The organism is Bradyrhizobium sp. USDA 4341 (genome assembly GCF_054063755.1).
Window position 1 is genome coordinate 7,167,410 of record NZ_JBSSGO010000002.1, and the last position, 23,054, is coordinate 7,190,463.

Consider the following 23,054-nt stretch of genomic DNA (forward strand, 5'->3'; position numbering starts at 1 on the left):
CTTCAGGCGCGGGAGCTATCCGGCTCCCGCGTCCCTCAAGACTATGGATCAACAGATGAGTGAACCGCTGCTCTCGGTCGAAGGCCTGGCCGCGACTTACAACCACGCGATCGCGGCAGTCAGCGACGTGTCGCTTGCCGTACGGCGCGCCGAGATCGTCGCCGTGCTCGGCGCCAACGGCGCCGGCAAGTCGACCACGTTGCAGGCCATCTCGGCGCTGCTCACTGCCCGCCGCGGCCAGATCACCGCCGGGCGGATCGTGTTCGATGGCCGTGAAATCGCCGGCACCTCGGCAGCGACGCTGGTGCGCGCCGGGCTCGTGCCCGTGCTCGAGGGGCGGCATTGCTTTGCCTCGCTGACGGTGGAGGAAAACCTCATCACTGGCGCCATGGGGCGCGATGCGCGCCGGGCGGAGATCGTTGCAGACCTGGATCGCATCTATCGGCTGTTTCCGCGCCTGAAGCAGCATCGCCGCACGTTCGCCGGACTGACCTCGGGCGGCGAGCAGCAGATGACGGCGATCGGCCGGGCCCTGATGTCGCGCCCGCGGCTTCTGCTGCTCGACGAACCGTCGATGGGCCTCGCGCCACTGGTCGTCGAGGCAATCTTTCGCGCGCTCCAGCAGCTCAACAGCGAGCAGGGACTGTCGATCCTGGTCGCCGAGCAGAATTCGACCGTGGCGCTGCGCTTTGCCGACCACGCGGTCGTGCTCGAGAACGGGCGCAGCGTGCTGGCCGGCCGCGCGGCCGAACTGCGGCAGCGCGCCGACATCAAGACCCATTATCTCGGCGGATCGTCGCAGGGCGATCAGGGCCGGAGGCAGCCGCGCGAAGCTGTCGCATGATTGCAACCCGGAGAAACTGACCATGGCCAACGACAATCTCGCACGCAAGATCGACGACGACGTTTATGCCAGGCTCGATGCCGCCATCGACGCGACGGTGAAGGTGAATGCCGACCGCAACGACCGCGAGAGCCGCTTTCCGCGCGAGAATCTTCGCGCGCTGGCGGAGGCCGGCTGGACCGGTGTGCTGAACGAGCCGCAGTTCGGCGGGCTCGGCCTCAGCCATCTGGACTTCGCGGAAGCCGCCTACCGGATCGGGCAGGCCGATGCCTCCACCGGCCTGGTCTATGTCATGCATGTCGGTGCGGCGCAGACCATCAATCTGTTCGGTAACGCCGACCAGAAGGAGCGCTGGCTGAAGGCGAATAATGGCAGTCTGCTCGGCACCTATTCGACCAGCGAACGCGCCACCGGCGGGCACTGGTGGTACAATCTGTCCGAAGCCTCGCGCGACGGTGACGACTATCGCGTCAACGCGGAGAAGTCGTTCACCACGAGCTCGGGCCAGGCCGACTATTACGTGGTGCAGACGCGCACACCGGGCGCCAAGGATCAGGCCGACATCATCTTCTTCATCGTCGACGGCAAGGCGGAGGGGATCGAGTCCCGGCCCTGGGATGCGCTCGGCGTGCGGGCCAACCATTCCGGGGCGATCCGCTACAGCAATGTGCATGTGCCGCAACGCGACCGGCTCGGTGCCGAAGGGCAGGGCAAGGAGATCATCTATGACGGCGTGTCCCCGGTCTATCTGATCGGGCTCGGCGCGGTCTGGGAAGGCGTCGCACGCGGCGCGTTGAACGCTGCGATCGCCCACACCACGAGCTTCGTGCACAAGGACAGGAACAAGAGCCTGTCGGACTATCAGGCAATCCGCCAGGAGCTCGGCGCAGCCAAGGTGCTGGTCGAGACGCTGCGGCCGTGGCGCAACGAACTCGCGGGCAAGCTCGACGCGCTCTGGCGTGCCGGCAAGCCGCAAAGCGAAATCCTGATCCCGCTGACCGAGTTCAAGGTGCATGCCGCCGAGGTCGCCAACAAGGTCGCGGCGACGGCGCTGACGGTGACGGGCGGCTACGGCTATCACCGCGGTCCGATCGAGCGCGCCTATCGCGACGCCCGTGCAGCGATCGCGATGGGGCCCTCCAATGTCATCGCGCGCGACTGGATCGGAAAGTCGCTGGTCGGTCTGCCGCTGGAGCTCTTCTACGAGGGGGGAGAGTAAGTCAAATTTAGGGGAACATTGCCAACCTTGGCGCGCATGAGATGTCTCTCTTGTGGAATAGCTTTCCATTGCCGGTGGCGATGCTAGAGCGACCGGGACGTGTGCTGTCGGGAGGTCGACGGTCTCGATCAGACCAGCGGCGTCCATGTCCACAGCAAAACTCCCGCCGTCTTCTCAAGGCGCTTTAAACGGAGCCTTATCTGTCGAATGGCAGGTAGGGCGCGTCCGAGATCAAGAGCGATCCTGTTGGCGATAATTGGATCCGCCATTTTGGTTCAATATTGAGGTCGATAAGGATATGCATCATCTCCGGCCTTCCCGAACTCGCTATTGAGGGCCTCCCGAGAGAGGGGCAGATGATGTAATGGCGCCATCGGGACATCCAGGATTCGGACGAAGGACCGGCGGGCGCCGGCGCTAGCGCTACGACTGTACGGTCCCGAGTCGGTCTGGCAGGAGGTCGGCCAGCGGCTCCTCGACGATGCCTGCGCTCGGCTGAGCGGCCGTCACGAAGAAGACGGCTGTTGGCCCTCGTTCGCGAATGGGCTTTCTGAATGTCGACCGTGCGACCACGTCGATGGCAGCCGACGCGCAGCAGGTGCCGGTTGATGTCGCAGAGGCGCGGCGCTCGGGCGGGGTTGGCGGGGGCCCCAGTGTAGGTGCCAGCATCGTCGAAAATCGCCTGCCACACTACTCCGAAGCAATCGGATCACCTCGGCCCGGCCGCGGGCGATATTGGAACGCTTCTGCCGATTGCGGCGGCCGCAGCCGGCTTTTCCATCTGTTCGGGGCGACATACGCCAGCTCCCGGGTCTATCGGAAGCTATCTCACTGGATCATACCGTGAACATTGGAGCCGAGTTGGAACCGTCAATTCCTTGAAAACCAAAACAAGGGTCCCTGAAATCTCGCCACGTTATGGCTTTTTTCAAAAAACCAAAATATAAACGGAAGTCCGGCATCTTAGTATGGGTTCCCATGAAGCGTAGCGATCTCAGCCACATGATCCGCGAGACCCTGAGGCGGCTGCCCCCGCCCTACGATTCCCATTATGGGATCGTCCCGCCAGCGCCGCCGGAGGACGGCGTGTTCGCCCCCGGAGCGACCAAGGCCGTGGAAGCCGCTCAAGCGGCCTTCGGCAAGGTCGACGCCATAGCGGTCCAGATGAAGGACCCCTACATCGTCAGCCGGGTCCTGACCAGACGCGAGGCGATCAGTTCGTCGTCGATCGAAGGCACCCAGAGCACACTCGACGAATTGCTGTCGGTCGAGGAGACGGGCGACGATGGCGCCCGGAACGAAGCGCGCCAAGTCCGTAACTACGCCGTTGCCTTGGATGGCTTCATCCCGAGGGCCGCCAGGAACGGCTATAGCGTCTTCACGATGGACCTGATCAAGGATCTCCATCGCGCTGTGATGAAGGACGATCCCGACTACCAGGATGTTCCCGGCGACCTCCGCACCCGGGTTGTGTGGATCGGCGGAAACAAGGACATCGCGTATTCAAATCTGAACCCTCCGCCTCCTGCCGATGTCCCCAACTGCCTCGCCCAAACGGTCGACTACCTTCGGAACGAGGGGATGCAGCAGATGACGCAAGGGTTCATCACGCGCATGGCGATCGCACACACCCATTTCGAGGCGGTGCACCCCTTCCGCGACGGCAATGGACGTGTCGGTCGCCTTCTACTTCCGCTCATGATGGCGGCGGAGAAGCATGTGCCTCTGTACCTTTCGCCTTACATCGAAAGCAAAAAGGGCACATACTACGCTTCGCTTAAGGACGCTCAACAACGACTTGACTGGGAGCCCATCATCACATTCATGGCCGAGGCCGTGACCGGTACCGTCGAAGAACTCATTCGAACGCGGACGGCGCTGTCGGAATTGTCCGAGCGCTGGAGGGAGCGCCGGAAATTCCGAAAGGGATCTGCGGCCATGCGAGCCTTGGACGAACTTCACAATTATCCCGTCGTGACGGCGAAGCGGCTCGGCCAACTACTCGATATCTCACCTGCGCAGATAAACCAGGCCATCGCGCAATTACAACAATCCGGTATTCTGCAAGAGAGGACCGGCTACGCGCGCAACCGGGTCTATGCTGCTCCCGAAGCTCTCGCCATCATCAATCGTCCATTCGGCGAAGAACCCATCCTTACCGAGGTCGATCCGGACGAGCCTGATCCGGATGATTTCTCGGCCGGCCCGAAGTGGCCGTGATCTCGCTACATTCGTGCCCAAGATTTTAATGGTTCGGCCCTGCAAGACGCGGGCGGCGCGAAAAATCAGCCGAGAGCGTGCAGTCGGGCGCGGCAGCGGCGACGCCAGCGACGTCGGCGGGTCCGCAGGATATCCGAAATGCGCCTGCTGCGGCGAGACAGGAGATCCGTCTCCAAATCCACCGCGATCGAGGCCAATCGGTATGCTCCCCCGACCATCCGCGTAACTTCCTCGTCCCCGATCGGACGATCGTACCGATCGGCGATCCGAGCGTTACCGACGAACGTGCCGGTCTCGACGTCGATACAGGTGACGGTGCCCGGGCCCGCCGGATCTTCCGGTCCTGAGACGATTACGTGGCAGTCCCGATAAGGCAGTTTCCGCCTGCAGATGCTTGAATGGGCCGAGGACACGTCGCACTTCCATTTTTGGCGCCGGCTAGGCACGTCGCCTGCGGCAAAGTTTCTTCGTGCGCGGGAGAAGCTCTCGCGTGTGCTTCGAGGATTGGCCGGCAGCGCTGAACGAGTGCCGCAAACGATCGCTACAATTTGAAACGTTCCGGCGAAGGGCGGCGCCGGTTCATTTCATCGGAAAGAATCCGTTGCCTTCGAGACCTCGGCTCTGGCGATTTCCCAAGGATTCGTTGACGAAGCCTCGAACGAGCGTCCCGTCAGGATCGCCGGCGGCGTTCCAGCTTAAGCTTCTGGAAGGCAGAGCGAGTCACAAGCGGCATGGACACGGCGCCGATGTGAGAACTGTGGATGAAGGGCTTATGGCGTTGGTGAGGCAGGTGATGCCTCCCCGGGCTGAAGAGTGGGATCGTAGAGGTGGTCCAGAAGCATCAAGACCTTGTGCTATATTCAACCGGAAGGTTCTTAGGATCTATCGGGACTGGTCGACCGCCATTTATGATGCCGGGTTGCATTTCGTTGGTCTAGTTGAGCCGGAGGAAGTGACCGCCGCAGATCCTTGCGGTTTGGCCTCCCGCATCGTCGTTGACGCTTGGCAGGCTTGTACGATCAGCGCGGACTACGAGGGCCGCTTCTTCGAAAAGCGAGGTTCCTGACACGGACCGCAAGAGGGAGCGGCTTGGCCCAACAGCGCCGCTGCAGCAGAATTGGACGCTTTTCCCGCGGCCAGACGCGCGATCGACGAACGGGCTCGTCAGGCGCAATCTCGAGCTCAGCGAACGAAGATTATAAGTCTGTTGAGCAGAAGTCTGACTCTCCTCAGAAAGTGCGGCGGCGTGTCCCGTTGTCAGACTGCTAGCGTTAGTTACCGACGCAGTGACGAAGAGCCAAATGGTACGGTGAAGCAGATGTCGCGCTTCTGGTGATCGAGAACGAGGCTTTCGATCGCGTTGGACGACAGGATTCTCTCGGACCGGCCTACCAGCCGGATCGTGACGTAGCGCGGCGGAGACCTGACTGAATTGGACGCCGATCGGGGCCGAGGCCGACGTGCCAGATACCCGATGATCAACCGATCATCGGCACTATGAACATGCTGTTCGACGGCATGACCATCATGTTGCTGATGATCATCGACATACCGATCATCGGCATCGTCGAGTGCCGGCGGTGACCAGCAGAACCAGCAGAAGAGTTCGCTCATCCCCGGCCGGATACGGGGCTCAAGTCTCAGATTCGTCCCGGATGCGTTATCGTGTTTGACGAATACTTTAACTACGTAGGGTTCGAGAAGCATGAAAGATTAGCTTTCGACGAATTCATCCGCGAGACCAACTATGGTGTCAATTGGATATCGTATTCGGGGCAACAGGCCGCTTGTGTACTGACGACGGGTGCGTAGTGCCTACAATCGAAGCGATGAGCCGGAGACTTGGCTCGCCAATGCGGAGGAGAAGCCGGGGAGCTGGTGGAATAACCGGATGGGGTGGCTTAAGTCCTGGACGGAGGAGCGTTTGCCTGCACGCTCCCAACGTGGGAGTAACCTCTACGCAAAGCGACGACCTCGATCTTGGTGACCGCCGGGGCGCCCAGCATGATTTCCGACTGCTCCTTTGAGGAGCGAGATGGGTCAACTATCGCAAATAGACTCGCTCACTTTTTCGCAGCCAAAAATCGGCGAAAAAATTCGAGGCGAAATTCGTAAGCTATGTCAGTGAGATCTGAGATCGAGTCGTTTTCAAAACGAAATCGAGTCGTTTTCAGAGTGTCCGCATAAGGAGGAGGAGGAAATCGCCGCTGTTGGTCCACTATAAGAACGACTCGCATATGCACGCGCGGGTTCTGAAGCCCGAAACGTTCCGCTCCCGGGTCGAGACCGCGATAGCTGACTACGAGCGGACAAAGGGCCCTTTGCCCGAAGATGAGAAGGCCCGTCTCATTGATAGCCTCGATAACCCGGACGTCCTGAAGGAGATCGCCGGGCGCGCGCTCAGGAAATCAAGCGGAAAATTGCTGAGGGCCTTTCAAGAAAAGTCGTTGGTGATCGCCGAGGCTCCAAGCAATTCCGAATACATCATCGGCAGCTCAAATGCCATTAAGACGTCCAATGGTCCGACCGATCTCCACGACAGATCGGTGGAGATATGGTTAGCCTTTACGCCCCGATTTGCGGCGGTTCTCTTGGGGCGGGCGGACCTGCCAGCGCGGGTACTAACCGACGCTGATCATGTTCGTGATGTCAACCGCGAGGTCGCAGCAAAGAGTTCGATCATCGCGAGCAAGAATCTGGCGCTCATTCAAGCATCGAGGCCAGGAAGCGCCCTGCAACAACCCACAAAGCCGGGTGGTCGAGGTTGATCCCGCCGCGCATGACTAACTCGCGGCAAAATAGTCAAGCACCTAGGCGACTTTGTCCCCCTGACGTGCCAAGCGTGTCCGCTTTCGTACTTAGCTCTAGGTCAATTGACGCTGCTTGAGAGCTGAGCCGGTATCGGAGAGTCTTGGGCGCCAAAGTATTCTTCGATCTCACCAACCGCTCTCTGCTCCCATTCGTCGGCCTGTGTCAGCAATGAGATTCGTTGGACTGGGCGGAATGCTGCGGCTTGACGGCACAGCGAAGCTATTGCGCGATAGCGACGCACGTTCTCCAGAATTGCTGATCCCGTCATGTTTGATTTCCCCATTCAGCTTCGAGACGCGAACATGAGGCGGATCGGTTTTTGATTGGTTAGCGGCCGGCTCGGAAAGCATCTATGGTTGGCAAATCGTTGCGATTTTGACTCTCCTCAACGCGGGACGTCAGCGGCGAGCGCTATCGGAAGTGATGCACCGGTGCTGTAGAGTGCGTTCCGAAACATCCGGAGGTGCAGCGCATGGCGATCGTATTCATCGCCGGCAGTACGGATGGTCTCGGCTGGGCGGCGGCGCAGTCGCTTCTCGATCAGGGGCATCGAGTGGTGTTGCACGCGCGATCGGCGGATCGGGCCGCAGCCCTCGGAGAGCTCGCGTTGCGCTCCGAACGAGTTGTGGTCGGGGACCTGCAGAGCGGCGCCGAGACGAAAGGCATCGCGGACCAAGTGAACGCGATCGGGCGCATGGATGCGATCATCCATAACGCGGGCGTCTACACACAGCGGAGTCGTGGTTCGACTCCAGAAGGCCATGCTGGAACGCTGGCGATCAATACTCTTGCACCCTACGTGCTGACGGCACTGATCGAGCGCCCCGCTAGACTGGTCTATCTCAGCAGCGGGCTGCATCGTGGCGGGGAAGGCTCGTTGGATGACCTTGATTGGACCAAAAGGTCTTGGGATTCGGCCAGGGCCTACGCCGAGAGCAAGCTGCACCTCGTCGCGCTTGCGTCCGCGCTGGCGCGACGCTGGCCAAGCGTCCTAAGTAACGCGGTCGATCCAGGCTGGGCGCGCACGAAGATGGGTGGCGCGGGCGCCCCGGTAGATGTCGAAACGGGTCAGAAGACGCAAGCCTGGCTGGCCGTGAGCGACGATCCGGCCGCGCTAGTTAGCGGCCGCTACTGGCATCAACTCCGGCAACAGGAGCCGGCCAATGAGGCGACTGATCCGAGCTTCCAGGACGAACTCATCGATAAGTTGGGCAAGCTGACCGGAGTTAAACTACCGGCGTAGGTAACCAGCTTGGATCTGCTCTGGGGCAAAACCGCCCGCGGCGGACCTATTGCCTGCACTTGAAAAAAATATGAAAAAAATTCCTTGATTTGGGCGTGTCGCCGGCGCCGTCGAAGACTTGCTCGACGCCGTTTTGGCTGGGCGGCGGGAGTCGTAGAAGTCCATGCGGACGCGGTGGTTCGCCCAGCGCTGGTCGAGATTGCTTCAGGCATTGGGAACCGCGCTTTGGCCTTGAAGATACGTTTGAGGATCTTTTTATTGTACAATGATATGTAGACAGATCTAAGCCTTGACGAAGTTGGCGACAAATGATACCTTTGCATATCTTATAGAATAAAAAAGATACGTAAACAGATCATGGAACGGAACTCGGAAGCAACCCAACAGCTAGGACGCCTCCTCCGGGATGCAAGAAAGCAAGCGGGCCTGACTCAAGAGCAGGTGGCCGAACGCGCGGGCATTTCCCGGCCGCGTTACCGCGATATTGAGCAGGGCAACGCCGCTGCGCGGGCGACTACGCTGATTAACGTCGCGCGCGCTCTCGGCATGGAGCTAATGCTGATCCCACAGGCCATGGTGCCCGGCGTCACCGCACTCCTTCGGCCGTCCGAAGACGAGGACCGACCAGCGTTCACCACCGATATGGATGATGATGATGATGAGCACCCGGGTCCGCGCTCCTAACACCATCCAGTCGCTGGACGTGTTCCTTCAAGACCTCAAGGTCGGAACGGTCGTGCGTACGCCAGGCGATTTCAATGCCTTCAGTCTCGATCCGGCCTATCGAGCTATGGCGAAGCCCCCGATACTAAGCCTCTCGCTCCGCTCCGCCGATGGTGGCCTTCGCAAGGATCCGAAGCCCGTAGCACACATGCTGCCCGCGTTCTTCGCGAATATGTTGCCCGAGGACAAGCTTCGCGAGGCGATGGAAAAGCACCACGCGGGAACAGTGAGGCAAGGAAACGATTTCGACCTCCTGGCGGCGCTTGGCGAAGACCTGCCAGGTGCAGTGCGCGTCGTGCCGAGCGACGGCAGCACCACGATAGCCGTTCAAGACAATCCACGTGAGATCAAAGCGCGGTTTTCCTTGGCCGGAGTTCAGATGAAGCTCTCCGTGATGAAAAACACGGGCAAGGGTGGCGGGCTGACTTTGCCTATCGGCGACGAGCAAGGACAGTACATCGCAAAATTCCCCTCGACCAATCTTGCCGGATTGTCGGAAAACGAATTCGCCATTTTGGCGCTTTCCGAAATCCTCGGAATGGATGTGCGGGAACGCGAGCTTGTGGAAAAATCCGATTTCGAGGGAATTCCCGAAGAATTCAATACGCTGTCGACCGGCAAGGTCTTGCTGGTGAAGCGGTTCGACCGTGGGCCCAAAGGTACCCGAATTCACATCGAAGACTTCGCTCAGATCTTCGGTCGGCAGCCATCCAAAAAATACGATGACGCATCATACCACGACATCGCTTCCGCGCTGAACGTGGCGGTTTCGACCGACGCCGCACTCGAATTCGTTCGCCGACTGGCACTTGCCGCACTCGTCGGCAACGGCGACATGCACTTGAAGAACTGGTCCACAATATACCCAGGTGATGGTTGCACTCCGGCCATCGCCCCCGTGTACGACGTCCTATCAACCACCGCTTATTTTCCGAAGGACGATATGGCGCTCTCTTTGGGAGGAGAGAAATCCTTCAAAGCGCTTACTCCGGACCGCTGGCGAAAGTTCGCCAATCGCGCGCGGCTACCCGAACCGGCGGTAATCTCGGCCGTCGAGGAGGTCGTATCGTTGGTGAACGACCATTGGTGGCAGCTCCCAGAGCGGGAAGTCGTTCCGGCCGCTGTTCTTAGTAAGATCGATGCCAAAATCGAGGAGATGAGCCCGGTTCTAGATCCCGGCCACGTTCCGAGGCCCTCCCTGGCTAACCCATGAGCTTGGTGCTGCCCAGATCTAGATCCGCGGTCGCGCCGATTGCGCTTCTGAACGCTCCACGTACTTTGCGTAGGCCCGGCGGATTCGGTTGTCGTCGTCTCCGCCGGTGTGGATCTTTTCACTTCGTTCCCCAAAGGCGGCGACTGCAATGGCCGTATCGAAGACGCCTTCCACGGTGTCGCCGTCACAAAAGGGGATCGCGACTGCCCCGAGATACTCGTCCCGCTTCCGCTTCTCGAGCCCCCACATCTCGTATTTCAGCGAAACCAGCACATGGATGACGTCGTCTTCGACTGCAGTCGGCTCGATCGCATAGAAGCGGTGGTCGCGTCCACAAACAAGATCAAACTAAATTGGCTTGGCGATCTTCTTCACAAAGTAGGCTGCGATATCGGTGGCTCTCATCGTCGGCACTCCTGTTGCCGAAGATTCTATGACCGCATCCTGCAAGACGCGAGCGAGGGAAACACGACGGCGATATGAAGCTCGGTCAAAACGCGGCGGAGTGTCGAGTGCTTTGAAGCCTTTGCGAACCGCCAATTCGAGGATCGCGGTCGCAGGATCAAGCGCAATACACGACGCGAGCGCCTTTGCTGTTCCATCGGTCGCCGACCTTGGAACGCGCCCTCGCCATTATCCGAAGTCGACGCAGAGCGTCCCTGGTCGAGACGCCAAGCGATGAGCCAACCGCCTCCTAATCGCTCTGTAGAAGGCGTCATGCATAGAGGCCGTATGCGAGGCGTTTGAGGTACTGTTCAACGAGCTCGATGCCCACCGGCGTGGCAAGCAGATCGATCGGGCGGCGCTGGTCAAGACCGATGGCTGGACGCTCGAGCCACTGCTCTGCCTCTTCCTGCGAACCGAACACGTCCGTGGCCTTGGCCAGGAGCTGAGCGGCTTTTCTGGAGCACCCCTGCGTCGCTGAAAGGTGCGAAGGCTCATTCCGAGGGCTGTTTCCAACGAGTCCATTTGAATGAAGAGGAGGTGACTGACTAAGTGGGTCAGCGCGGAGAGGCCGTCCAGCAGCAGTTCGTGGGCGTCCAGGGTGCTTGTGATGCGGCGTGCGCCGATCATCGGCGCCGCATGATCAGCATGGTGCTGCTGCTCGTCGGCACGCCGATGATGATCGCCCCGGCATCGGCATCGTCCCCGGCATCATCATCTCCAGCACTACCTGCAGCAGCAGCACCACAAGCGGCAATACCATCCTCGCATCCCGATCGGCGCTGTCGGACTAGCCGACGGCCCAGCGGCCGCTGACCATAGTTGCGATCACGGCGAAATCGCCTACCGTACTCACGGTGAAAGCAGCGCAGCGTTAATATTTGGGTTTGAGATTTTCTGCCGATTTGAGATGATCTGGCGATGACTTATGAAATCGAGTCGTTCTTAGACTAGAGATCGGTATCGAGTCGTTCTTATAGCCCGAACGAGTCGTTCTTAAAGTGGACTACAGTCGGAGGAAATCGCCGCTGGTGGGCCCGGCAGGACTCGAACCTGCAACCAGACCGTTATGAGCGGCCGGCTCTAACCATTGAGCTACAGGCCCCCGCCACTGAAAGGCGGCGGCGCGGCATGCTGGCATCGTTACAGGTTGTCTGCCGCTCCGGCAAGGTTCAGTCACGCTTCCGCGCCCGCGCTTCGCACTTCTCCGCAGACGTTCCTTTCCCGTTCTGTAGCTCGAAGCGTCAATTCAGTCCAAGGGCCTGCTTTGGCGCTGTTATCATGTGTCCTTATGAAAACGCGCGACGTGCATAGAATCAGCAGGCTGCGCCGGCGCGGAGTCAAAAGATAGGGTTTTCCAACCCAGCGAGCTCTTCACTGGTGTTGAGGGGGGGGCGACGTGGCTTCAGCGTTCCGTTTGACAAACCTTGGTATAGGTTTGACAGCCCATCCTATATTACCCACTCACCTTTGTAGAGTTGAGCATCCGTCAGGTCGATTCTACTTTCGACATCGAAGCTGGATCATACGAACGAGCGATCGAAGCGAAGCCTTGAACTGGCTTGATTCCTTGCTGGAAGTCGTTGTGTTCCATCAAGGCCTGAGGACGAAACTACATGGAAACAGGTGAGCCCAATTCCACGTCTTGAGGCGGGCCGCAGGCTGCTTAGGCGCAAAAAAAGACATGGATGTTTAACTTGGGAAATGCTCCCGCAATTTGAGGTCGCGGTCAGTGACGAGAAGGGCAGGGCCGATGTTCATCCAAGCAACCACGATGCAAGAAGCGCAGAACTGAGCTCCCTGCGTGTCCCTTTGGATCAGGCGTTTCCAGTTCCCAAATATTACGCGCATTAGCCGCGGGTAGCGCGACCTGCTCGCGAATTTGCGTTACCTTGAATGCGAGTCGAGATGGCATCTATCGAACTTTTCATCAAACGTCCGGTGTTGTCTGTCGTCCTCAGTCTCCTGATCCTGCTGATCGGACTTCGCGCGGCCACCGTTCTGCCGATCCGGCAGTATCCCAAGCTGTCCAATACGGTCGTCAATATCACGACTTCCTATCCTGGCGCCTCCGCCGACATGATCCAGGGGTTCATCACCGTTCCCTTGGAGCAGGCCGTCGCTTCCGCCGAGGGCGTCGACTACATCACTTCCTCATCGGTACTCGGTACGTCGACGATCCAAGTCTACATAAAGCTGAATTTCGATCCTAACGAGGCGCTCACCGAGGTGCTTTCTAAGGTCAACTCAATCAAATATTTAATCCCGAAGGAATCAAACGATCCAGTCGTCACTAAGGCAACGGGTCAGGCCACCGCTGTCATGTATATCGCTTTCTCCAGCGAGGAACTGACGGCCAGCGCGATTTCCGACTATCTCTCGCGCGTCGTGCAACCGGTTATGTCAACCGTTGACGGCGTCGCCGCGGCAGACATCCTGGGCGGCCAAAGTTTTGCGATGCGGCTATGGCTCGATGCTGCGAAAATGGCAGGGCGCGGCGTCTCGCCGGCTGATGTTTCGGCTGCAATCGCCGCCAATAACTTCCAGACGGCGGCCGGCCAGACCAAGGGATATTTCACGATCTCCGACGTCACGGCAAATACCGATCTACGGAGTGTTGATGACTTCAAGCGCATGATCGTCAAAGCCATTGATGGGGGCTTTGTGCGCATTGAGGATATTGCGACAGTCGAGCTTGCAGCGCAGACCACAGACGTCAGTGTGGCCATGAACGGCGAGCACGCGGTCTTCATCGGCGTGCAGGCGAGCCCGCAAGGCAATCCGCTGAATATAGTGCGAGGCGTTCGCGCGCTGTTTCCAGAAATGGAGCGTAACCTGCCGCCATCGCTGAAGATGAAGGTGGCCTACGATTCAACGAAATTCATCCAATCGTCGATCGATGAAGTGGAAAAGACGCTCATCGAGGCCATCGTGATCGTGATGGTGGTGATCTTCCTGTTCCTGGCCTCGCTGCGATCGGTCATCATTCCCGTCGTCACCATTCCGCTGTCGCTCGTTGGCGTCTGCAGCTTGATGCTGGCGCTGGGATTTTCATTCAACCTCCTGACCCTCCTTGCGATGGTGCTCGCGATCGGTCTTGTGGTCGACGACGCGATCGTCGTGGTGGAGAATATCCATCGTCATCTAGAAGAGGGGCGGCCGCCCCTGCAGGCCGCCACGAGGGGAGCGCGCGAGATCGTGGTCCCCGTTGTCTCCATGACGATTACGTTGGCGGCCGTATACGCACCCATCGGCTTTCTCGGTGGCCTCACCGGTGCGCTGTTCCGCGAGTTCGCGTTCACGCTGGCCGCGGCGGTGATCGTGTCTGGCGTGATCGCTTTGACGCTGTCGCCGATGATGTGCTCGGTCTTTCTAAAGAGCGCCGAGGAGGGACGGTTTGCAAGATTCGTGAACCGCGTGTTCGCCGCCATGACATGCTGGTACGGCCGCAAGCTCGATCGCTCGCTCGACTATCGCCCAATTACCTGGCTGTTTGCGCTGACCATGCTGGGCCTCGTCGGCTTTCTCTATATGCATACTTCCAAGGAACTTGCACCCGAGGAGGATCAAGGTATCGTATTCGCACTAACGAAGGCGCCGAAATATGCCAATATCGACTATCTCGACTATTACGGCGCCAAGCTCGAAAGGGCATTCCGGAAGTTTTCCGAGACCGATTTGACCTTCGTGCTCAACGGTAGTAGCGGCTCGCAGGCAGGCATGGCCGGAATGTTGCTGAAGCCATGGGACGAGCGCAAGCGATCATCGATCGTGCTTAGGTCCCTTGTTCAAGCCGAGCTGTCCAAAATCGAAGGTATTAACGCATTTGCTTTTAACTTGCCGGCACTTCCGGGCGGATCGGACGGCCTACCGGTGCAGATGGTGATCAATTCGACGCTGGGCTTCCAATCCGTCTATGAGCAGATGTCGAAACTGAAGGACGCCGCGCGCAAGAGCGGTCTGTTCATGGTCAGCGACTCTGACCTCGAGTTCAACCAGCCGGTGGTGCGAATCAAGGTCGATCGGTCCAAGGCCAACGATCTTGGCATTACCATGCAGAATATCGGTGACGCGCTCGCCATCCTACTTGGCGGAAACTACATCAATCGCTTCAATCTGCAGGGCCGCTCCTACCAGGTGATCCCGCAGGTGCCGCGCGAGAAACGCATGGCTCCGGAAGCGATTGGGAACTATTATGTAAAGACAGCGACGGGCTCGATGCTTCCGCTGTCTACCGTCGTCTCGGTCGAGACTGCGACTGATCCGAACGCGCTCACCCACTACAACCAGCTCAGCTGCGCGACCTTTCAGGCTGTGCCGATGCCCGGGGTCACGATCGGTCAAGCCGTGGACTTCCTGGAGGCGGAGGCAAAGAAGCTGCCCGCAGGCTTCAGCCACGACTTCCTTGCCGACGCCCGGCAATATGTGCACGAGGGTGACCAACTGGCCATCACCTTCGCATTTGCACTGATCGTCATATTCTTGGTGCTTGCGGCGCAGTTCGAAAGTCTGCGCGATCCCCTCATTATTATGATCAGTGTACCCATGGCAATTGTCGGCGCCTTGATACCGCTATTCTTTGGCTGGGCGACGATGAACATCTACACTCAGGTCGGGCTGCTGACGCTCGTCGGTTTAATTTCCAAGCACGGGATCCTGATGGTTGAGTTCGCCAACGAGCTGCAGCTCAAGGAGAGACTTGATTGTCGCTCGGCTATAGAGATGGCAGCTCGCGTCCGACTTCGTCCAATCCTGATGACGACGGCGGCGATGGTCACAGGCCTGGTACCTTTGTTGACGGCAACAGGAGCTGGCGCCGCGAGCCGCTTCTCGATTGGGCTGGTGCTCGTCGCGGGCATGTCTATCGGCACGCTGTTCACGCTCTTCGTCCTGCCGGCGGTCTATGTCGCGATCGCCTCCGATCACCGTGTCGATGCGAGTGCCGGTCACGCGAAGAAGGGCCCCAAGTTCGACCTCACCAGCACTGCTGAGGCCCAGCCGGCGGAGCAATGACGCTAACATCAGGCCGGATTGACCGATTGCTGCTAGGCCAGGGCGTTACTTGCAACGCGGTGATCTGACGCGCCCGAAATTCGTGACGGGACCAAAGGACGGTCCCTCGCGGCTGCGCTCCTCTCGACCTATCGTTCGCCCGCGGCAAAAGACTACCTCATCGAGGGTAAAGAAGATCATTTCAAGATGTCGGCGTGGCGAACGGCCCGCATCAAGATCTTCGCGCCATTGCTGCCGAGGTTGGTGCGCATCGGGCGCTCGACGAACGCGTCAACAATCCGCTGTTGCTTCGCCACGATGAATTGCCGACGTTCACCGCAGCCGAACGCTGGCTCACCGCGCCGGGCGCGGAGAGAATTAATGCGCTCTCGAGCAAAAGGCAGCTTTTCCATCATCCAAATTACCCTTGAAGGAGAATTTATTTGCTTTCGCCTGACCGCGTTGAATTGCTAGCTGAAAGAGATGAACTCCAGTCTGATCCGCCTTAGGGTGGCTGCCGACAAGTGTAATTCTGTGGGGTTGGAGAACTGGTTGTCCGCGCTTATACGGATGCCGACGCAGTTGCGGGTTCGATACGAAGACCATTGGTGGAGCAAACCGAGGCGCATGCTGAGTGATTTAGCTAGGTAGCGGGAAGTACAGCGCCGCTTTTGTTGCACAACTGCAGCCCATAACAGGGAGCAAATGTAGAAGCTCTGCACTTGACCGCGGCCATCGCCATTATCAAGGCAGCGGGAGCTCGTAAGCGAGTGGTCAGAATCTTTCGCAATCCTGAAGACCAATGTTTACGTCTGATTCCCCAACGGGATTGGACGCCATCTGGCGTGAGAAAGTTAAGGAAATGGCTGGGTTTGATGCTTCTATCTGGTTCCTGGCCGCAACGACGTGTTTTGCGGCTTTCGTAAACGGAGCCATCGGCTACGGTTTTTCGTCGCTCACTGTGCCGCTTGCGCTGGTTTTCTACACCAATCGCATTCTCAATCCTGCCATTGTCATCGTCGAAGTCTTCGTCAACGTTTACGTGCTCCTCATCAATCTGAAGGGCGTACCGGCGGTTTGGAGACGCGTGTTTCCCATCTTGGTTGGACTCTTGCCAGGCATTGCGCTTGGCGGCTATGCATTGGCTTCACTGCAGCCGGGCTGGATCAAATTCGCCACCTACACGATCATTCTACCGTTGATCCTGCTGCAAGCCGCCGGTTGGCGCCGCCCTATCGAAGCAAGCTGGCTGATCGGTCTGCCATTCGGATCGATGCTGGGCATCCTCTATTCGGTGACGACTATCTCCGGCCCGCCCTTGGCGATGCTGTTTAACAACCAAGGCCTGGTCAAAAACGAATTTCGCGCCGGCCTTGCCCTGGTGCGCGTGGCGGAATCGAGCGTGACCGCTTTCGTCTATTACAAGCTCGGTCTGTTCATTTCCGAAAGCGGCAGTCTTCTCCATGTCTTAGTACCCAGCGTTGTGCTCGGCATCCCGCTGGGATCCTACGTCATTCGCCGACTTGATCCGGAGATATTTCGACGCATCTGCATGAGCTTCGATGCTTGGATCGTGGGCTTCGGTTTGTCACGGGTTCTGATCGAGCTCAATCTAGTGCAGAGCGCATGGGCTTATAGCGTGCTAGCGGCGACGATATTGATCGATCTTTGGTTGCTATATTTCTTCCTTACCACGCGCCGTTCGAGCTGGTCTGAGCGGCGACCTCGGCAAGCTGCGGATATAAGCGCTTGAACGATGCCAGAGCGCGCCTCGATGTCGAAGGCACCCGTCCTGGACCTGGCCAAGCGATTGCAGAGCTCATTGATGTGCTCGCGACACCGCGCTGGCCCTTTTCGGGGTCGACGGGAACGACATGGACATCCGGTTGATTGCTCCAAGGACAACCCAACGCACGGGCCAGATATCCAAAATCAGAGGAAAACCCAGGACATTTGGAGGCTGATGTTCTCGCCGTTCCACTCGAAATGGTGGTGATCTTCGTCAGTGCACACTACCCAGAAAGAGCGGATCACCCGAAATGCGAAGACATTTGGCACGGCATAGGGAATCACCAGCCTGAAGCTGGAAATAAATGGAATCTCACAAGTATCGGACCGACATTGACGGCTTGCGCGCGACCGCCGTCCTATCGGTCATCGCCTTCTACGGCTCAATCGTCCCCGGCGGCTTTAGCGGCGGAGATGTCTTTTTCGTCATCAGCGGGAACTTAATTGCGTCCGAGAGATCCCTGCGCGCACGTTCAGCCTGCTCAGCTTCTACCATCGTCGCATTCGGCGCAATCTCTCCCATATAACGAGGTGGCAATTCGCTGAGCTCATTGGGTGACGGAAGCGCTTGCGGAGAAGCCAGACGCAAGGCCCGAGGCGTCGCGCACGCCGCACGAATGCAGGAGTCCTTGGCCTCCGCGACAGTGCCGAACAAAGCTAGGTGTTGATCTGGAAGCCCGCTCTGGTGATGCTCGTTGTATTGATCTTGCAACGCAGGGCCGTTGCAAATGATGAGAGCTTCCGGATTGGCTGAAAAGTTCTGTCATAAAAACTGACGACCGTGTTCGAGGTGAGTCAGTGCAGGGCAGGGCGCGTTGGGCTTTGTATGTTTTGCGACAGGGATCCGTGAGCTTTGCGCTTCCGACCGTCGGGTACCAGCAAAGACGATTGTCGCTCGTAGGGCTAGTCTATCCCAGAAAGATTGCGCGACACGCCGGATGGAGCTCGACAATCACTCTCATTTGGCGTTTGCGCCCCAGGACCTGGGCCGGTTTTGCGACGGCATCGCGTTTGCAGAGATGAAGATGGTCAACTTGATGCCGCCATCATCAAGCTTCGGGCCGCTTGCAGGCGTCGCGCACGGATGAGAGGCGCCGCGCTCGCGAGCCCGTCCTCTCAGGAGCGTCTGTGATACCATCTGCCAATTGGTCTGCCGGCCTGCTCGGGACGCGGCTCGCATTTTTTGTGGCCGGCTTCGGCCTCGCGGCCTGGGCGCCTTTGGTGCCGCTCGCGAAGGAGCGGCTCGGGGTGGATAACCGCGTGCTTGGTCTTCTGCTACTCTGTCTCGGAGCGGGGTCCGTCATCGCTATGCTTTCGACCAGTGTGTCGAATGCGCGCTATGGCAGCAAGCCCATCATCATCGCGGGTGGGCTTGGCATCTCGCTCATCCTGCCCTGGCTTGCAGTTGCCGGCACACCTCTCAGCCTCGGTGCCATGCTGTTTGCTTTCGGTGTTTCACTTGGTTCGATCGATGTAGCCATGAATATTCATGCGCTCGAATTGGAGCACGCCACTGGACGTCCATTGATGTCCGGCTTCCACGCCCAGTACAGCATTGGCGAATTCACCGGCTCTGCCGCGGTGACCTCGTTCCTTTCGCTGCAGTGTGGCCCGCTTATCTCGACGTTGGTCTGTTCGGCCATAATGATGATCGCGATTATGTCAGCTTGGCCGCGATTGCTCGCCATGAGTTTGAGACGGCAGGAACCGTTGTTTGTCTTGCCCAATCGCAGTGTGTTGCTAGTAGCCGTACTCGCGGCTATCACCTTTCTCGTCGAAGGTGCAATGCTTGATTGGAGCGCTTTGCTTCTCGTTGGACAAGGCCTCCTCGCAGAGGCGCACGGAGGCCTTGGTTGTATGCTCTTCTCAATTGCGATGACCGTAGGCCGTCTCAGCGGAGATACCATGGTAGCTCGACTCGGCGACCGTACCACATTGATGCTCGGGACCGTGCCAATCTTGACCGGCTTCTTGGCTGTGGTGGCCGCGCCGATTGCGTTGATTGCCATGGCGGGGTTCCTGCTTATTGGATTGGGCATTTCAAATGTTGTACCCGTACTGTGTCGACGCGCCGGCAAACAGAAAGTGATGCCCGTAGGCGTTGCGATTGCAGTCATCACCACAGCTGGGTATGCGGGTATACTGGTCGGTCCCGCCAGCATCGGGCTCGTCGCACACATGGTCGGCTTGCCGTTGGCGTTCGCGATGTTAGGCGTGCTCATGTGCATCGCGACGCTGTCGGCGCGGATGGTGATGGCAGAGTCTCTCTAAGCGTCGGTCCAGAGGCAACAGCGACACGCGTCGAGCTAGTGGCCGGTCGCGAGGCGGCGTTCGTGCCGAGCGTCGATAGCTCGCAACTTGATGGGTGTAGAACAGCACGTCGATCATGCCTCTGTCCCTGCAAGTCGGCTGACTGAGCCGTGGCTTTGACACACCGGTCACTCGGATGTTGGGCGTCCCACCGAGCGCTGTTGTTAGCGAACTGGGTGGACTGCGCGGCGAAGTTGATCGTTTGCGCGAGCGGATAGCCCGGCTATGTTGGGACGTTCACCGCCGAGTAATTCTGGGATCGGCCCTGCGCCCGCTTGTCGGGACACGCGGTTACTCTGGGGCCGTCCATCTGCTGTCGGCGAGATACGCCCGATACGCGAACTGAATGCCCTCCTGCAGTGAAGTCTGCGCGCGCCAGCCAAGCTTGGCGAGCCGGCTGACGTCGAGCAACTTGCGCGGCGTGCCGTCCGGGCGTGAGGAGTCGAAGCTGATCTCGCCGCGAAAGCCGATGGCGGCCGCGACCATGAGTGCGAACTCGGCGATGGTGATGTCCTCGCCGGTGCCTATATTGACCAGCTCCGGCGAGGAATAGGTCTTCATCAGATGAATGCAGGCGTCGGCGAGATCGTCGACATAGAGGAATTCACGGCGCGGCGTGCCGGTGCCCCACACCACGACGCTGCCTGCACCCGAAACCTTGGCCTCGTGGAAGCGGCGGATCAGCGCGGCGACGACGTGGCTGTATTCGGGATGATAATTGTCGCCGGGACCGTAAAGATTGGTCGGCATCACGCTGATGAAATCGGCGCCATACTGGCTGCGATAGGCCTCGGCCATCTTGATGCCGGCGATCTTGGCGATGGCATAGGGCTCATTGGTCGGCTCCAGCGGGCCGGTCAGCATCGAATCCTCGCGCAGCGGCTGCGGCGCCAGGCGCGGATAGATGCAGGACGAGCCGAAGAACATCAGTTTCTCGCACCCATTGGCGTGGGCCGCCTGGATCACATTGGTCGAGATCGCCAGATTGTCGTAGAGGAATTCCGCCCGCAGCGTGTTGTTGGCGACGATGCCGCCGACTTTGGCGGCGGCGAGGAACACCGCCTGCGGCCGCTTCGCGACAAACCAGGCGTTGACCGCGGCCTGGTCGCGCAAATCGACCTCGCCGCGCGACACGGTCAGCAGATCCGCCTGTTCGCGCGCCAGCCGGCGCATCAGCGCCGAGCCGACCATGCCGCGATGGCCGGCGACGAAAACCGTCTTGCCCTTCAGTTCAAACGCCGCGCTTGCCATTGGCCGCATCCTGCCTGGCCTCGACGAGATCGCTGGCGACCATTTCCTTTACCAGTTGCGCGAACGGCGTCTTCGGCGCCCAGCCGAGCTTGGCGCGCGCCTTGCTGGCGTCGCCGATGAGAAGATCGACCTCGGTCGGACGGAAATAGACCGGGTCGATCTGCACCAGCGTGTTGCCGGTCGCCTTATCGACGCCGATCTCCTCGACGCCCTTGCCGCGCCATTCGATGCTGCGGCCGACTTCCGCAAATGCCAGCTCGACGAACTCACGGACCGAGCGCGTCTCGCCGGTCGCAAGCACGAAGTCGCCGGGCTCGTCCGCCAGCAGGATCTTGTGCATGCCCTCGACATAGTCGCGGGCGTGACCCCAGTCGCGCTTGGCATCGAGATTACCGAGATAGAGCCTGGTCTCCAGGCCGACTTCGATGCGGGCGACGGCGCGGGTGATCTTGCGCGTCACGAAGGTCTCGCCGCGGATCGGGCTCTCATGGTTGAACAGGATACCGTTGCTAGCGAACATGCCGTAGGCCTCACGGTAGTTCACCGTGATCCAGTAGCCATAGAGCTTGGCGACGCCATAGGGCGAACGCGGATAGAACGGCGTGGTCTCCTTCTGCGGCACCTCCTGCACGAGCCCGTACAGCTCCGAAGTCGAGGCCTGGTAGAACCGGGTCTCCCTTTCCATGCCGAGGATGCGGATCGCCTCCAGCAGGCGCAGCACGCCGATGGCGTCGGCGTTGGCGGTGTATTCCGGGCTCTCGAAACTGACCTGGACGTGGCTCTGGGCGGCGAGGTTGTAGATCTCGGTCGGCCGGATCTGCTGCATCAGCCGGATCAGATTGGTCGAATCGGTCATGTCGCCATAGTGCATCAGGAACGGCACGTTGTCGGCATGCGGATCCTGGTAGAGATGGTCGACGCGGGCGGTGTTGAACGAGGACGAGCGGCGCTTGACCCCGTGCACGGTATAGCCGAGCCCAAGCAGATATTCGGCGAGGTACGCGCCGTCCTGCCCGGTGATGCCGGTGATCAGCGCAACGCGCCGCTTCGAATCCTGAACCGCCATGGTCTCTCTTAGCTGCGCTGGAAAGAAAGCTTCCCTTCGAATCGTCCTTTGCGAAACGGGCTTCTCGAGAAATCCGCCGGCGCACTTCACCCGCAATCAGAGGAAGCCGATCGTTAGATCTAGTCATACACATCGTGCAGGAACGCACACTATATACATTGATTTATATCGTGCTGCAGGGGGGACTGCCATCGAGCTTCAAAATGAAAGCCGACGAACCCTCGCAGATGACAAACCCCGCTACGTGCGCACGTCAATGAGAGAGGCCGAAAGTCTGTGTTCTCTATCTTTCATTGGGCGCATGCGTGCATTCGCTCGGTGTGGCCATGGTGCAAGAGGGTGACTTGCTGAAGCCGCGGTAGTCGATGTATTCGTCCGAACTCTGGCACGCAAGCCAGCGCACGGCGAAGCCTGCGCATCAACAACGTTAGCCCTACAAAATGCCCCGATCTTTCTTCTGAACGGAACCCATAGTTTGGGCGGCAGGATCATCGACGATGATCATCGCTCTTCTGCTGACGGCCCGTTCGCGTAAGCGGCGGATGGTCGACGCAAGCACGAAATGTGAGAATGCAGCAAACGTTGGTATAGTTCTTCGAATAAGTTCGATATCGAAAGCTTACGTTCGTACAATGGAGCTTCGGTGGCAATCAATTAGTCTCATCCCGACCAACATAGCTGGAAACCGTCAGAGGCTGATGAGCCTATTACACCAGCGCGACAAACCCTAGAACGGTTGCGTGAATGCGAGAGCAGGACGTTGTAAGGTGACGCCACACTACTTGCGCGACGTATCCTTGCGGCGGCCTCGTGCGGCAATGACGCCATCGTCGCTATCCAGCGAAAGTCAGTTTTTGTCGAAAGCGAATTTCATGACCAGATTTCCTGTCGGGGACGTCGGGCTCTTTGAGCTTGGGCGGCATTAGTCGA

At 59.2% G+C, this 23,054-nt stretch carries 14 protein-coding genes, 1 tRNA gene and 2 pseudogenes; 10 read left to right on the forward strand and 7 right to left on the reverse strand.

Translation table 11 applies throughout. The annotated features are described in order from the left end of the window. Window positions 1–55: 55 nt before the first annotated feature. The 7 genes from ACVIGB_RS39930 to ACVIGB_RS39960 all read left to right on the forward strand — a co-directional run bounded on the left by ACVIGB_RS39930 (window position 56) and on the right by ACVIGB_RS39960 (window position 10,273). Window positions 56–844 (forward strand): ABC transporter ATP-binding protein, encoded by a 789-nt coding sequence (locus tag ACVIGB_RS39930; protein ID WP_456718547.1) that lies wholly within the window; start codon window positions 56–58, stop codon window positions 842–844. Between the two features lie 22 nt (window positions 845–866). Then, a complete protein-coding gene (locus tag ACVIGB_RS39935; protein WP_456718546.1) occupies window positions 867–2,063 on the forward strand; it encodes an acyl-CoA dehydrogenase family protein in 1,197 nt (398 codons plus the stop codon). Window positions 2,064–3,065: 1,002 nt separating this feature from the next. Further along, window positions 3,066–4,283, forward strand: coding sequence for a Fic family protein (locus ACVIGB_RS39940; RefSeq protein WP_456718545.1), 1,218 nt, complete (start codon window positions 3,066–3,068; stop codon window positions 4,281–4,283). A gap of 2,210 nt (window positions 4,284–6,493) precedes the next feature. Beyond that, on the forward strand, window positions 6,494–7,051 hold the full coding sequence (locus ACVIGB_RS39945; protein ID WP_456718544.1) for a hypothetical protein: 558 nt from the start codon (window positions 6,494–6,496) through the stop codon (window positions 7,049–7,051). Window positions 7,052–7,566: 515 nt separating this feature from the next. Further along, on the forward strand, window positions 7,567–8,337 hold the full coding sequence (locus ACVIGB_RS39950) for an SDR family oxidoreductase (RefSeq protein WP_456718543.1): 771 nt from the start codon (window positions 7,567–7,569) through the stop codon (window positions 8,335–8,337). Window positions 8,338–8,694: 357 nt separating this feature from the next. Continuing rightward, complete coding sequence (locus tag ACVIGB_RS39955; RefSeq protein ID WP_456718542.1) at window positions 8,695–9,021, forward strand: helix-turn-helix domain-containing protein; 327 nt, start codon at window positions 8,695–8,697, stop codon at window positions 9,019–9,021. Beyond that, complete coding sequence (locus ACVIGB_RS39960; RefSeq protein WP_456724965.1) at window positions 8,996–10,273, forward strand: type II toxin-antitoxin system HipA family toxin; 1,278 nt, start codon at window positions 8,996–8,998, stop codon at window positions 10,271–10,273. Before ACVIGB_RS39955 ends, ACVIGB_RS39960 begins: the two co-directional genes overlap by 26 nt. A gap of 18 nt (window positions 10,274–10,291) precedes the next feature. Here ACVIGB_RS39960 and ACVIGB_RS39965 read toward each other — a convergent pair whose 3' ends face one another. From ACVIGB_RS39965 to ACVIGB_RS39980, 4 genes and pseudogenes are all read right to left on the reverse strand, one after another. Then, entirely contained in the window at window positions 10,292–10,546 is a 255-nt protein-coding gene (locus ACVIGB_RS39965; protein WP_456718541.1) for a hypothetical protein, read from the reverse strand. 231 nt (window positions 10,547–10,777) lie between these two features. Next, window positions 10,778–10,992: pseudogene (locus ACVIGB_RS39970) on the reverse strand (RES family NAD+ phosphorylase); the annotation flags it as partial. After that, window positions 10,989–11,338: pseudogene (locus ACVIGB_RS39975) on the reverse strand (antitoxin Xre/MbcA/ParS toxin-binding domain-containing protein); the annotation flags it as partial. The pseudogenes ACVIGB_RS39970 and ACVIGB_RS39975, both read right to left, overlap by 4 nt. Before the next feature lie 408 nt (window positions 11,339–11,746). Further along, window positions 11,747–11,822: transfer RNA gene (locus ACVIGB_RS39980), tRNA-Ile, on the reverse strand. Between the two features lie 803 nt (window positions 11,823–12,625). On the opposite strand from ACVIGB_RS39980, the gene ACVIGB_RS39985 reads away from it, so the two are divergent. After that, a complete protein-coding gene (locus tag ACVIGB_RS39985) occupies window positions 12,626–15,730 on the forward strand; it encodes an efflux RND transporter permease subunit (protein WP_456718540.1) in 3,105 nt (1,034 codons plus the stop codon). Window positions 15,731–15,906: 176 nt separating this feature from the next. On the opposite strand, the gene ACVIGB_RS39990 is transcribed toward ACVIGB_RS39985, so the two are convergent. Next, entirely contained in the window at window positions 15,907–16,125 is a 219-nt protein-coding gene (locus ACVIGB_RS39990) for a hypothetical protein (protein ID WP_456718539.1), read from the reverse strand. A 446-nt stretch (window positions 16,126–16,571) separates the two neighbouring features. Here ACVIGB_RS39990 and ACVIGB_RS39995 point away from each other — a divergent pair, with 446 nt between their 5' ends. Then, window positions 16,572–17,462: a sulfite exporter TauE/SafE family protein gene (locus ACVIGB_RS39995; protein WP_456718538.1), complete on the forward strand. Its 891-nt coding sequence runs from the start codon at window positions 16,572–16,574 to the stop codon at window positions 17,460–17,462. A 1,166-nt stretch (window positions 17,463–18,628) separates the two neighbouring features. Continuing rightward, window positions 18,629–19,768, forward strand: a complete 1,140-nt coding sequence (locus ACVIGB_RS40000) for an MFS transporter (RefSeq protein WP_456724964.1) — start codon at window positions 18,629–18,631, stop codon at window positions 19,766–19,768. Between the two features lie 330 nt (window positions 19,769–20,098). Here ACVIGB_RS40000 and fcl read toward each other — a convergent pair whose 3' ends face one another. Continuing rightward, window positions 20,099–21,058 (reverse strand): GDP-L-fucose synthase, encoded by a 960-nt coding sequence (fcl, locus tag ACVIGB_RS40005; protein ID WP_456718537.1) that lies wholly within the window; start codon window positions 21,056–21,058, stop codon window positions 20,099–20,101. Then, window positions 21,039–22,124, reverse strand: a complete 1,086-nt coding sequence (gmd, locus tag ACVIGB_RS40010) for a GDP-mannose 4,6-dehydratase (protein WP_456718536.1) — start codon at window positions 22,122–22,124, stop codon at window positions 21,039–21,041. Before gmd ends, fcl begins: the two co-directional genes overlap by 20 nt. Window positions 22,125–23,054 lie beyond the last annotated feature (930 nt).